We start from the raw sequence: 12,794 nt of genomic DNA on the forward strand, positions 1-12,794 counted from the left end.
AACAACACGACGACAACCGCCTTGTTCAGCCGACCGATCGACCAATCGAGGCGATGGCCGCAGAAAGATAGAAGCGCACCCGCGACGGGCGCAATGTCTTCGCCTTGCCTGTCCGTGCATCGAAGTGGTGGACACGCGGAGCCGATGCCGGCGGGCGTCGGCCAACCAGAAGCGATATGGCTGTCGTCGAAACCACCGCGGCAGAGAGTTCGACGGCCGGAGCCACAGCGGGCGCTTCCAAGTGCCCCTGCTCGACGTGGGCGAGCACGTCCATACCGATGTAGGCGGGAATGCTCAATACCCACCGCCAGAGGGGGACACTGACTCGTCTCGATGCCAGGTCATCAAAGGTGACGGTGGGGGCCAAGCCGAGAAGCCGCTCGAAGCGATTTCCGTCCGGAGGGATCACTGTGTGCCACACCCCGAATCCGATCTCGACGGCCAGAACGACAGATACGGAGGCGCCGCGTGCCGTTCGAGCCAGCCGAAGCCCCACATCGGGAACGGTGTAGTCGGTGCCGTCGATCACCAAGTCCGACGAGGCAACCAAGTCCTCGACATTGTCCGGGGTGATTCCTTCTCGAACCACCTCCACGATCGCGCCGGTGCCGATCCCTCGGCACAGTTCGGCGACGACTTCGGCCTTGTTTCGGCCCAATGTGGCGGTCGTGGCAGCGGCTTGCCTGTTGAGGTTGGTGACCGAGAAGGTGTCCGGGTCGGCAAGCACGAGTGTTCCGACTCCGAGTCGAGTCAGGGTCTCAGCGACCCGTCCTCCCACACCACCGACACCCGCCACCAGTACCCGTGCCCCGGCAAGTCGATTCTGCTCGGAATCCGAGATCAGGCCGCGATTCCGCGACAGCGGGGACTCAGACATCATGACGAACGCGGGTGTGGGCGGGCGGCAGAATGTCATGCGAGGCGAGCGTCCAGGTGAACGGCCGGCGGAAGTACTCACCGAACGATGTGGTTCCTCCTCGAGCATTATCGGCCTCGGTCAGGGATGCGGCGATGCTACTGACTCTGACGAGCGCGGCCACGTTGTAGGTGTTGTATACCCACCGCGGTTCCGAGACGACTTCCACCGGAAGTCCGAGGACCTCAAGCGCGGCCAGGAACGGTTCCTCGACCTCCATGTAGGCGTACTCGTAACCACGTTCTTCTGCGAGATGCATGAGGGCGCGGTAGAAGCCGAGTGTCGCGAACGTCTTGCGGAATGGCTCGAACACCGCTGTTCCAGAGATTTCACAGGAGTAGTGGGGTACCTGGAGGTCGAACTGCGTGGTGACCTGAAGGGTGTTCATCCCGCCTTCGATCATCCGGCAGCACCCCACGGGCTGGCCGGCGGCGTCGGAGGCCAACAGGTGGATTGAGTGTTCGTCGTACTCGTCGGTGAACACTCCGATGCCTGGATTTATGCTGTCGGACTCGATGAACCCGGCCTCGAGGTACAACTGGGTCCGGATTTTTTTCCACTGGTTGAAATCGTCACTACCAGGATCGGCGATCCGATAATGGAACATGGGGATCATACGGGTTTTGTCCTCTCTCGTGCCGCGTTCGACGGAAGGCGGGGTGTAGACGGTGGAAACCCCGCTGCGCGGTCGAATGACGCGGGGCCGGGCTGTCCCCGGGCTGTCCCCGGGCGACGACCGAAGGCCGTCGTCGATGTTGACGGCCGAGCTGGCGGTCGGGTTCGGGATCTGACCGGTGACCAACCAGTCAGATCCCGGCCAGCCCCGCGCGCCGCAGCTGCGCACGGGTGTTAGCTAGTGACCGGAACTCACCCGGGGTGCCGGCCACGGTGACCGGGCGGAGTGCGCGGTCCGCCGGGTAGACGTAGAGACCGTGCTTGCAAGGCCGGTACGACCACCCTGCGGTAGCGATCGCCTTGATCACGGTGTCCCATTCACGGCTGCGTTTGGTCATCGCTGTTCTCCCCGTTCGTCCTCGTCGCCCATGCAGGAAAGGACGAGTGAGGGTTCGATTGAGGTTCGCGGACCGCGCGGGGTGATCCGTCTGCGGGAACCTCGGTCAGGCGATGCCGACGGACTCCCGCTGCCGGAGGCAGCCTCTGACACAGATCGCACCAAGGCGCGCAACGGGTGTCGCTCAGCGCAGGATGCGCACGGATCGGTGTTCATGACGGCGGTGGGCTTCCCGCTGCGCGAACCGCACGGCACCGTCACTCGTCACCACTGCATGTACGGCCCGCCAACAGCAGGCCCCACCGGCAGGAGAGACCATGACCACCACCGCCACCGCACAGACCGCGGCACCCACCCTGTGGGCCACCATCGTCAAGCGGATCACCCTCGCCACCATCGCCGTCGCGGTGCTACTCGGCGCCACCCTCGCCGCCACCGGCACCGCCTCGGCGGCGACCCCCCGCTGCGGTGACGGCCGCTGCGTCATCTACCTCGACAAGCAGGAGACCCGAGACTTGGGCAACGGCCGCGCCCCGAAGCTCCCCGGTGGCCTGCCCTGGCAGATCAACGTCAGCTACACCGCGCTGGCCAAGGGCCACCAGCTGATCGCCCGCCAGTACGCCAACCGCGGCTGGTGCTCCGCGTTTCTGATGTCCGTCCGCCCCTGGGAGAACCAGGGTTACACCGGCTACAAGTGCTGACCCGGCAGTAAGACCCCCGGACGCCGGGGCCGGTCGCACTCTGTTGCGGGGTGCGACCGGCCCGGGCCGTGCACCGGTCCGCCCGTGCTGCACACCGCAGCAACCGCTCTTACGCACCATCCCCGTCGCGAACCCGAACGTGGCATCAGTCGTCAATACCTGGAGAGCCAGGGGCAGTGCCGGTGAATCGGCATGCACACGGCGAACCGAGTTCATAATTCATCCGTCACTACTGACACACCACGCAAGCGACCGACATCGAACACAGACCCCGCAGAAACAGCGTGGGCGTACGGAGGAGCGGATACATGGACGACCCCCATCAGCCAGACCCGACGTCAGGTTTCCCCCGAGTGCTTCCCCGGACGGGGAAGCATTCGCAGATCGACCGCGCCTACATCGAACTCGTCGGAGAGCCGCAGAGGGACCTCCTCGCCTTCGCGATGACGCACGCGCTCAAGCTGACCCGCGGCAACCGGGCCGACGCCGAGGACCTCGCCCAGGACGCATACGTAAAGCTCATCGGATACACCTTCACCCGACCGGTCAACGGACGGGCCTTCCTCACGCGCGTGCTGACCAATCGGCACATCGACCTGTATCGGCGGCGGCAGACACAGAAGGCTGTTCTGGGGGTCAACACCGGCTTCGAAATCGCCCTCGACGACCTCTCGTCCGACCACGTCACCCGCGACGTCGCCGAGGGAGTGGTGTTCTCCACCGAGATCCGTGTCCACATCGGAGTCGTGATCGACTCCTACCCCGACGCTGAACAGCGCCCCCACCTGTGGGCCCTGCTTGACCTCGACGACGGTGACCTCCGGCCCCTCGAGCAGGTCGCCGCCGTTACCGGATTGAGCCTGTCAAAGGTCAAGAAGCTCAGCTCGTGGCTCAAGACCCGACTGCAGGCCGCCTTGGCTGAGCTGGCCCCGAATCGACCGTCGACCGCACCCGACGCCCCCACCCTCTAAAAAGTAGGAAGAGACAACGATGACGAACTTCGACAACGACCCCGGACGTCTGGCTGCCGAGGCCGAGGCGTTGCTGGCGCTGATCGACGCCGAGCTGCACGCCGACGACCCCGACCACACTCTGATGCCTTCCGACGAGGAACTGCTGGCGATGACCGAGCGAGCTTTCACCCGGGCCAGCGCGATCGTCGAGGCACAGGAGGCCATCGGGGACGCCCGGATCGACGACGACACCCTCGCCGATGTCCTGGCGACCTGGACCGCCGAACTTGGACTGGTGTCCTCGACCCGCGCGGCCGCGACCGCCGACGAGGGCCGGCTATGGAAGGTGCGGGTGACCGACCCCGACCTGGTCACCGCGATCCTCGGCGTCGACGCGGTCGGCCCACTGTCGCTGACTGTATCCGATACCCCGGTGGCGGACGGGACCGCGGTGAGCGTGACGTTGCCGCTGCGCAGCACCCCTGACCCAGGTATCACGCTCCTCGCGGTGATCGACTACGGCGACGGTGCCCGCATCCGGATTCCGCTGTACCAGGTCGATCGTGGTGAGGCCGCCGCGCAGATGGGTCTGGCCGAGCTGTCCGGCAAGGCGATCCTGCCTGCGAGCATCGAAGCCACCCACCCGGTGCTCACCCTCTCGGTGCTGGCCGGCCCCGCGTGAGCATCGACGCCGCGCCTGGCGCCACCTGGGGGGAGGTACTCGACCAGGCCCGCACGGGCACCGATCCCGACCGCGCCGAATCCCTGCTGACCGCGATCATCGCCGCGGCCCTGGCACTGTCCCCGGAGTCGATCCACGAACGTCGCGTCGGCGGGTTCCCGCCCGGCGTCCCGAGTAAGAGCATCGTCCGCTCCGCCGCACAACTGCTGCTCGACCTCACCTCCGTGTCCCACACGGCGCGATCGCACGTGCGACGGGCGCTGGCGTGGACGCAACTCCTGCGATTCCCGCAGCAGAAGGTGGTCACCGCTGTCGCGCCCGGAGGTGAAATCATCCAGGCTGTCGAAAACTGCCGGCATGCACTCACCGAACTCGGCGACCACGGCGACCCTGTCGATCGGGCCATCGTGGAAATCCAACTCGCCCGATACCTCCGCAGGGTGAATCAGCCGCACGACGCCATCGCTGCCCTGACACACATTCAGCCGGGTGACCGCCAGATCGTCGGCGACGAGGTACGACCTCGAATCCTCCGCGAAGCACCGTTTCTGGGTGACTTCCTCGTCGAGAAGATCGGATTCAAACGCGCAGAGTTGCTCTGCAACGCGTACCGCGACGTCAGCCTCGTCGAGCATTCGATGCGGCAGGTCGAGATTGCCCGCGAACACGCCCGCCGATACGCCGATGCCGACCCAACCAATTTCACCTATACCTGGCTGTTGGAAGGGCATCTGCACCGCCGCAGTCGAGACGTGCACGCCGTACTGCGGATGGAGAAGAAGTCCAGGGACCTGGCGGCGCAGTACCCGCAGTCCTCGACTGCCCGGCGTCATGCCAATACCCAGGCGAGCGCGAACGCGGACCTGTTCCAGGACTTCAGCCGAGCACAGGAGTTCCGCTATCAACGGCTGCAGAACCGTCTGAAGGACGATCTCGGGATAATGTTCGAGGGGCAGCCGTCGATCGAGGAATTGATGGGTTGCGTGGCGCACTACCGTCAGCTCAACTCGAAGGCCGCGATCACCTGGCTGGGGAACATTGCCTGGGCCATCACCTCCGGCTACGTCCGATCGGGTGACACCGCCGTGGATCCACAGATCAGGGCCTACGCGGAAGGCCTCCTGGATGTGGCGGAAGCGGCGTGGGATGGTTTCGCCGGAAATGGTGTCAGCTCGCTTCTCTACGGTCGAGCACGGTTGGCCTTGATGTCGGGTGACGCCCCGACCGTCGAGTTGACCACGGACCTGCTGACCGCGAGCCGCAATGCCTACCAATGGGCAACGGCCCAGAATGCGCTCACCTCCGCAGTCCGGCATGGGGTGGCCGGCAGCGACGAGGTACGTCATCGCCTCGACGAACGGCTCGCCGAGTTCGATCTAGGAACGAGTTACGTCGCCCACGCGAAAACCCTTGGCCTGTCAGCGGAGTGGTGGTGGCGCGCCGCCGCCACAGGCATCGACATCGACTGGGTGCGGGTCGAGACCGAAGCCCTCACCGCCACGGAGATGCTACGTATCGAGGGAGTGAGCCTGGCCCCGGAATCGGAGGCGACCGCGTGGATGGCCGCTGCCCGCGCGGTGGCCGAGACCACACCGGATGAACAGACCGAACGATTGCGACGGCTTCTACGCGGGATCGGGTGCGTCACCGAACTGATGCTCACCATCGCCACCACCATCGACCGCCGCCGGATCGCGGAAAAGTTCGCCGCCTTGTTCACCGACGCGGCTGATCTGGCTGTCACCCTGGGCGATCACGAGGCGGCCGACCTGATCATGGAAGCCGTCCGGCGGGACCGGGTGGGCCTGCTTCTGGCCGAGTTGGCCCGCAACCGCGACGTCGACACCAACATCCGGGCCGCGGCACTGGCCGTGCAGGACGCCGGCTCTGCCACCGTCGACTTGAGCGGCACGAACCCCGACGAGGACACCAAAGGGAAGGAGAACGGGCGAGGGCTGCGGGGCCGATCCAACGAGATCGCCGTCGATCGGGCCGCCGCAGTCAAGGCCGCCGAATCGGTCCTCGGCCCCCTGTCGGCTCTGGCCGACTCGTCCCATCTCTACACCGCCACCGCCACCGCTGTTCTTGACCGCCGTGGCCTGACCGCCGTCCCCACCGCCGTCCTCCAGCTCCTCCCGCTGTCTCGCGGTACCGACGCAGTCGGCTCCGGCGGTGAGTGGGTGCCGTTACTGCGAAGGGTCACCATCTCCATTTCCGGAAGGCCCACGGAGCAGTTCACCGATCGAGTCGAGGTCGCCCGGCTGACCCTCGACCTGCATCCCGGCGACGACGACACGTTCGAATGGCGGGAGAACTACACCCCTCGGCTGCTGCCGCAGCCGTTGATCGAACTGCTCGCTGCCACCAATCCGGAAGCACCGATACGGCTGATGATCGTGCCCACCGGGTTCTTCCACATCCCTTTCGACGCCCTCCCAGTCACCGCCGACACCGCTGTCCTCGACCACGCCCTGGTCAGCATCCACGGCTCACTGACCAGCGCCCTGTCGCTGATGGCACTCGACGAACAGCGGACCCCGACCCCCTCGCTGGCCCTCTACGACCACACTCTCACCCACGCCCGGCCCGAGCTCGACACCTTGCTCGCCGCCCTCGACGGAGTCCGGCGGGTCGAGTCACACCAGGATCTCGACCTCGAGATGTCCGTCGACGGCGCGCAACCGTATTCTCTGCTCGCGATGGCTGTGCACGGCAGCGCCGACGAGCACGGCTGGGGGCAGGCGAAGAAGCTCCGCGACGCCGACGGAAACACCGTCTGGGTCACCGCCGCCCAAGCCCTCAGCTGGACCGTGCCCCGGTTGTGTGTACTGGCCTCCTGCAACACCCCAATCAGCGCACCCGACGGCATCGAGATCGGAGGCTTTCCCCTGGCATTGATGCTGCGCGGCGCGACCACCGTCATCGGTGGCCTCTACAACATCGACGACAAGGCCACCAGCGCGATCATGATCGCCTTCTGGAACCGTCTCGCCGCCGGCGAGACCGCCCTGGCCGCGTTGCGTCACGCCAAACTCGACTACCTGCAACAGCATCCAGATCACCGGCACACCTGGCCCGAGTACTGGGCCGGGTTGACCGTCTACGGCGCACCGAACACCTGACCGGCTGCGGAACCGGGCGGTGTGCCGCCTGCGAACCGCGCACCGGCGCCGGCAGGTCTCGCGTTGGCCACCACCGGCACCGCCCACGCGAATCCGCCCCGGTCTGCGTCACGGGGTAGGGGTGGTGCGGCCCGACCCGCTACGGATCGCGATTATCGACGATAGCGATACCCGCCATGCCGGTGCCTCCGGGAACCAGTTCTACTGCATAAGTAGATAATTCGAAGAAATAGCTCTCCACTTCGCGACATGACAGCTTGAGCCGAGCCCGCGATCCACGTCTCGAAGTGCTTGGGCAGCGACACCGAGGGGTGGACCCCCACAGCCGAACCGCACCGCTCCCTCAGCCCGATTTAGGGGGTCGAGGAGCATATCCGCCCGATCCGGCGCTAAGGAGTTACCGCAGACAATGGCCTATTATCTGCGGTAACCTCGATCGCGACCAGGCGCTTCACCCCGCTCCGAACGCGGTGACTCCGTAAATTATCTGCGGTAGCGCCGATCGGGCTTCAATGACCGGGTGGAAGGACTGACAGTGGGGCAGGTGCGGGCGTTGCCGGTGCGGGGGGTGCGGTTGAAGGACGCGGTGGATCAGTACCTGTCGACCATCCCGAGCGTCAACACCCGACGCGGGTACGCCGTCGCCCTCAACCAATTGGTGCGCGACTTCGGCGCCGATTCGGATGTGGGACTGCTGGAGGCCGAGCGGGTCGGTGGCTGGTTCACCTTCAAGTGGGGCGGCAGCTCGGCACAGACGTTCAATGTCCGCCTCGCCTCCTTGCGTGGGGCGTGCGAGTACTGGCGGGCACAGGAGTGGCTCCTCGGCGATCCCGTCGTCCGGCTGGTGCCGCGCAGAGTGGCCCCGGACCATTCCCGGGCGATGACTCGTGACGAGGTCACCGGGCTGCTTGCGCAGGATGTGCCGCTGCGGGAGCGGGTGTTGTGGACCATGCTGTACGAGACCGCCGCCCGAGCCGACGAGCTGTTGCTGCTCGACATCCCGGACCTGGACACGGCGAACCGATGTGGCACGGTCACCCGCAAGGGCGGGGCAAGAGATGTGGTCGCGTGGCAGACCGGGACCGCGCGGCTGTTGCCGCGGTTGCTGGCGGGCCGGAAGAAGGGGCCGGTGTTCCTGACCGACCGGAAGGCGAAACCCGGTGTGGCCGTGGACGATATCGACCCGTCGACCCTTCGCGGGCGGTTGTCGTATCGCCGGGCGCTGGAATTGTTCGAGACACACACCGCTGACTTCACCCGCGGCCCCTTCACGCTGCATCAACTTCGCCATAGCCGTTTGACGCACGCCGCGGAGGACGGGGCGTCCACGCCGATGCTGATGCGCATGAGCGGCCACACCTCGGTGCGGTCGCTGGCTAGGTACGCGAACCCGTCGGCCGAGTCCCTGATGCGATGGCAGGCCCAGACCGACCCCGCCGCCCGCCGGCGGCGATGATCCGTGAAATGTACTGGTGTGACGGTGAACTGGCACACCGCAGGGCGGCAGACGCGTCGCCGCAGACCGGATTCCAGTTCGCCCCGGATAACAGCGTGTTATCCGGGGCAGTCGGAGTTCTGCATCACCCGATAGCCGGGCGATGCTCGTGGGGTGTCTATGCCCCGATTTCGCGGTGGACGCCGCCGGCCGCGGTGTTGACCCCTTCGGCGAGGGTGGGGTGGACGTGGATGGCTTGTGCGAGTTGGGTGTAGGTGGCACCGGTGGTCATCGCGATGACGGCTTCGTGGACGAGGTTCCCGCCGTCGGGTCCGGCGATGTGACAGCCCAGGATGGCATCGGTGGCGGCGTCGGCGACGAACTTGACCAGGCCACGGGTGTTGCCGATGGCGCGGGCTTTCACGACGCCGGTGAAGTCCTGGCGGCCGATGAGGACGTCGTAACCCGCTGCGCGGGCGGCGGGTTCGGTGAGTCCGACGGATCCGACTTCAGGGTCGGTGAACACCGCGTGCGGAACGATGCGACCGGCGGCGGTGCGGTCCTGTCCGCGGTAGGCGCTGCGGTAGACGATGTCGGCGTCGTCGCGGGCGGTGTGGGTGAACATCGGCCCGCCGCGCACGTCGCCGATGGCCCACACGTCCTCGGCGCTGGTGTGCAGGGTGTCGTCCACGGTGAGGAAGCCGTGCGAATCCGGTTGCAGGCCAAGATGTTCCAGGCCGAGGCGATCGGTGTTGGGGGTGCGGCCCGTGGCGATGAGTAGGTGGCTGCCCTTCAACTCGCCGGGTTCGGTGCCGGTACAGCCGATTCGGATGTCACCGGCAGTGCCGGTGGCGTGGGTGCAGGTGGTGCCGGTGAGCACGGTGATGCCGTCGGCGATCATGCCGTCGGTGACGGCGGCGCTGATGTCGGGGTCCTCGCCCGGCAGCAGCCGCTCGGCCCGTTGGATCAGGGTCACGGCGGCGCCGAATCGCCGGAACATCTGGGCGAATTCGCAGCCGACGTAGCCGCCGCCGACGACGAGCAGGTGGGCGGGCAGGTCGGTGAGGTCGAGCAGGGTGCGGGAGGTGTAGTAGGGCACCGTGTCCAGGCCGTCGATGTCCGGGAGGGCGGTGCGGGTGCCGGGCGCGAGGACGATGCGGTCGGCGGTGAGGTCGGTGCCGTCGATGGTGAGGCGGCGTGCTCCGGTGAAATGGCCTGGCGCGTGGTAGAAGTCGATGCCGTCGGATTTCTCGACGGCTCGGTAGGAGCCCGAGCGGATGGAGTCGACGAGCTGGTCTTTGCGGGCGACGACAGCGGCGAGGTCGACGGTGACCGGGCCTGTCACGAGGACACCGAATTCGGCGGCGCGGCGGGTCTGATGGGCGACGGTGGCGGAGGCGATCATGGTTTTGGTGGGGATGCAGCCGCGGTTGAGGCAGGTGCCACCGAGGAGTTCCTTCTCGACGAACGCGACGCGGCCGTGGCGGGCGGCGCGCAACGCGAGGGGCAGACCGGCCATGCCGCCACCGAGGACCAGGGTGTCGTAACGTTCGCTCATTGCTGCTGCCTTTCCTCGATCGGGGTCGTGGCGGGGGCGCAGCAGTCGACGGAGCCGGGTGCGGTGCCGCGGCGGCGGGTGCGGGTGTAGTGCGCGAGGACGGCGACAACGGTGGCGGCCACGGCCAGCGCGGTCACGGTGGTGACCAGGGTGGTGTGGGTTTGCAACCAGTTGCTGACGGTAGCCGACCACGTAGTGGATCCGCTGGAGTTCCCGGTGGTGTGGCCGGTCGCGGCGGGTAGCCAGTACCAGATCAGGTAGGCGCCGGTGGCCGCCAGTACGAGGGCGGTGATGCGGGTGCCGTAGCGTGCCAGGACCGCCAGCCGGCGGGTCAGTGCGGTGCCCGCGGCGGCGGTGGCGAGGGCGACCAGCAGCAGGATCGTGGCGGCCCCACCGGTGTAGGCGGCGAACACCGCGGTCAGCCCGCCCCATCCGGCGGTGGCCTGGGCTTGCGCGATCACGGCCAGCAGCACCCCGAACGTGCACGACAGGGACGCCGCCGCGTACCCGGCGCCCGCGGCCATCATGCCCGCGGTCGTCGACGCCGCGGCGTGTCGGCGGGTGCGGGCGGGCAGGCGCAGTCCGAGGCTGCGGCCGGTGAGCATGAGCAGGCCCAGCAGTACCAGCACGACTCCGACGGCCAGGCCGAGCCTTGGGGCGGCGCTGATCAATATCTTGGCTCCGGCGCTGATGGCCAGGCCGGCGGCGGCCAGGGTGCCGGCGAATCCGACGGTGAGCGCGGATCCGGCGCGCAGGGCACGTCCCATGCGGATCGGCAGGGGCGCGGTGGTGGTGTCGCCGAGTGTGTGGGTGATCCAGGCGGGTAGCAGTGCGAATCCGCACGGGTTGACCGGGGCGAGCATCCCGGCGGTGAAGGCCAGCGCGAGGAGCCCGCCCATCAGGCGGCCCCGGCCTTGCGCAGTGCGTCGGTGATCTGGTCGGTGGACGGGTCGGTGGCCCGGTAGCTCACCTTCCCGGAGGGGTCGATCACCAGCAGCGTCGACAACGCGGCCACCGAATACCGTGTGGTCAGGGTTGCGCCGGTGTCGATCACGGCGGGTATCGCCTGGGTGCCGGTGTCGGACTGGAACCCGGTGACGGTCTGCGCCGATTCGCCCGGATTCATGTCGACGAGCACGAACGACGCTGCACTGCCGAGCTTTTCGGCCGCACCCGCGAGCGCCTTCGCGCCGCCGACGCATGCCCCGCAGCCGACGGAGAAGAAGAACACCGCGGTCGGTTTCTCACCGGGCACGCTCACGGTGCTACCGGAGACGGTGGTGAACTGGGCGGGTGCGCTCGTGCCGGTGGGTGCCCCGGGGGCGGGCGGTGCGGAGTTGTCGGTGCTATTGCAGGCGGTGAGCATCAGCGCGGCGGTGAGCGCGAGCGCGGCGGCGGCGGTGCGGCGGGTACGCAGCAAAGGGGTCATCGGAGGATACGGGCCTTCCGTGGGTGGGGTGGGGGTAGTTCAGGTGCTCGGGTGGGCGTGGGCCGGGGGATGGTGCACGCCGGGCAGGGTGCGCGGTGCCAGCAGCAGGCCGCGGTCGCGGGCCAGCCCGTGCATCACCGCGGCCAGTGCCAGGCCCATGGCGATGTGGGCGAGCAGGGTGTCGGCCACGTACGGGTTCCAGGCGCTCGCGTATTTGCCGGTGCCGAACGCGCCGAGCATGGGTGCCATCGGGGGCAACAGCATCATGCCGACCCACACGACGAACACCGAGAACGCCACCGGACCCCACCAGCGGGTGCGGCCGAACACGATGGAATACACCAGCGCGAAAGAGATGCCATTGAAGAAGTGGTAGACGATTCCCAGCGTGTAGGAAGCCAGGGTCGGGGCGGCCATGTGGTCGGCGCCGGTGATCATCGCACCGAACATCGTCGGCTCATCGTCCGACAGGTATCCCAGGTGCACGCCCGCAGAGCGGACGACCTCGAGGGCGGCGGTCAGCGCGATCCCGCCGAGGACGCCGACCGCGATCCGGTTGGCCAGCCGCGGGTATTCCGCGAAATGGGCGTAGCCGCCGATGGCGAAGACCAGCAGCATGCCGGGCAGCCCGATCGCCCAGAACAACACCTGCATCGAGGCCAGGCCGCCCCTGGTGGTCGCAGCCACGATCAGCAGCGACGACAGGCCGCCTGCGGCCAGCGCGAGCAGCGTCAACACGGTCTCCCGCACGCCCATCGGGGTGTCGGTCGGCGTGGTCTCAGTATTCGAGGTGGTCATGGCGCACGCTCTCGAGGTGGTGATCGCCCGGGGCGGCGGGCCCGTCCGCACCCGGTGGTGTCGGGCAACACCGGGCGGCCTTGCCTGCGGCGCGCCGCCGCAGGGTGTAGCCGACGGCGGCGGCCACGACCAACAAGCCGGCGCCGAGCAGCCACGGGCTGGTCAAGACGCCACCGAGACCGGCGAGC

The 12,794-nt window shown here is 67.6% G+C and carries 12 protein-coding genes and 1 pseudogene; 5 read left to right on the top strand and 8 right to left on the bottom strand.

The genetic code is table 11. From position 1 onward, the window contains the following. Nucleotides 1-25 precede the first annotated feature (25 nt). From ACH4F2_RS34105 to ACH4F2_RS34115, 3 genes are all read right to left on the bottom strand, one after another. Nucleotides 26-985, bottom strand: coding sequence for a ThiF family adenylyltransferase (locus tag ACH4F2_RS34105; RefSeq protein ID WP_081377647.1), 960 nt, complete (start codon nucleotides 983-985; stop codon nucleotides 26-28). Continuing rightward, nucleotides 870-1,532 carry a GNAT family N-acyltransferase gene (locus ACH4F2_RS34110; protein WP_211919419.1) on the bottom strand — a complete coding sequence of 221 codons (663 nt, stop codon included), beginning with the start codon at nucleotides 1,530-1,532 and terminating at the stop codon, nucleotides 870-872. The genes ACH4F2_RS34105 and ACH4F2_RS34110 overlap by 116 nt, the downstream gene beginning before the upstream one ends. Before the next feature lie 190 nt (nucleotides 1,533-1,722). Continuing rightward, entirely contained in the window at nucleotides 1,723-1,929 is a 207-nt protein-coding gene (locus ACH4F2_RS34115; RefSeq protein WP_073513679.1) for a hypothetical protein, read from the bottom strand. Between the two features lie 316 nt (nucleotides 1,930-2,245). Between ACH4F2_RS34115 and ACH4F2_RS34120 the strand changes: the two genes are divergently transcribed. The 5 genes from ACH4F2_RS34120 (at nucleotide 2,246) to ACH4F2_RS34140 (ending at nucleotide 8,842) form a co-directional block, all read left to right on the top strand. Further along, nucleotides 2,246-2,629, top strand: a complete 384-nt coding sequence (locus ACH4F2_RS34120) for a hypothetical protein (protein ID WP_073513678.1) — start codon at nucleotides 2,246-2,248, stop codon at nucleotides 2,627-2,629. A gap of 308 nt (nucleotides 2,630-2,937) precedes the next feature. Beyond that, nucleotides 2,938-3,600 carry an RNA polymerase sigma factor gene (locus ACH4F2_RS34125; protein WP_125053153.1) on the top strand — a complete coding sequence of 221 codons (663 nt, stop codon included), beginning with the start codon at nucleotides 2,938-2,940 and terminating at the stop codon, nucleotides 3,598-3,600. A 19-nt stretch (nucleotides 3,601-3,619) separates the two neighbouring features. Continuing rightward, a complete protein-coding gene (locus ACH4F2_RS34130; protein ID WP_073513676.1) occupies nucleotides 3,620-4,264 on the top strand; it encodes a hypothetical protein in 645 nt (214 codons plus the stop codon). Next, nucleotides 4,261-7,386 carry a CHAT domain-containing protein gene (locus ACH4F2_RS34135; protein WP_125053151.1) on the top strand — a complete coding sequence of 1,042 codons (3,126 nt, stop codon included), beginning with the start codon at nucleotides 4,261-4,263 and terminating at the stop codon, nucleotides 7,384-7,386. The genes ACH4F2_RS34130 and ACH4F2_RS34135 overlap by 4 nt, the downstream gene beginning before the upstream one ends. Nucleotides 7,387-7,906: 520 nt before the next feature. Beyond that, nucleotides 7,907-8,842 carry a site-specific integrase gene (locus ACH4F2_RS34140; protein WP_238587940.1) on the top strand — a complete coding sequence of 312 codons (936 nt, stop codon included), beginning with the start codon at nucleotides 7,907-7,909 and terminating at the stop codon, nucleotides 8,840-8,842. A 157-nt stretch (nucleotides 8,843-8,999) separates the two neighbouring features. Here ACH4F2_RS34140 and ACH4F2_RS34145 read toward each other — a convergent pair whose 3' ends face one another. The 5 genes and pseudogenes from ACH4F2_RS34145 to ACH4F2_RS34165 all read right to left on the bottom strand — a co-directional run. Beyond that, the gene (locus tag ACH4F2_RS34145; RefSeq protein WP_050655197.1) at nucleotides 9,000-10,379 is read right to left on the bottom strand and encodes an NAD(P)/FAD-dependent oxidoreductase; all 1,380 of its coding nucleotides are present in this window, start codon (nucleotides 10,377-10,379) and stop codon (nucleotides 9,000-9,002) included. Next, a complete protein-coding gene (locus ACH4F2_RS34150) occupies nucleotides 10,376-11,278 on the bottom strand; it encodes a cytochrome c biogenesis protein CcdA (protein WP_050655198.1) in 903 nt (300 codons plus the stop codon). Before ACH4F2_RS34150 ends, ACH4F2_RS34145 begins: the two co-directional genes overlap by 4 nt. Beyond that, nucleotides 11,278-11,808: a redoxin family protein gene (locus tag ACH4F2_RS34155; RefSeq protein WP_050655199.1), complete on the bottom strand. Its 531-nt coding sequence runs from the start codon at nucleotides 11,806-11,808 to the stop codon at nucleotides 11,278-11,280. The genes ACH4F2_RS34150 and ACH4F2_RS34155 overlap by 1 nt, the downstream gene beginning before the upstream one ends. Nucleotides 11,809-11,847: 39 nt before the next feature. After that, nucleotides 11,848-12,606, bottom strand: a complete 759-nt coding sequence (locus tag ACH4F2_RS34160) for a hypothetical protein (RefSeq protein ID WP_134999797.1) — start codon at nucleotides 12,604-12,606, stop codon at nucleotides 11,848-11,850. Further along, nucleotides 12,587-12,794 (bottom strand): annotated as a pseudogene (locus ACH4F2_RS34165) (hypothetical protein); the annotation flags it as partial. The pseudogene ACH4F2_RS34165 and the gene ACH4F2_RS34160, both read right to left, overlap by 20 nt.

The organism is Streptomyces sp. NPDC017890 (assembly GCF_044328675.1).
Taxonomy (GTDB): Bacteria; Actinomycetota; Actinomycetes; order Streptomycetales; family Streptomycetaceae; genus Streptomyces.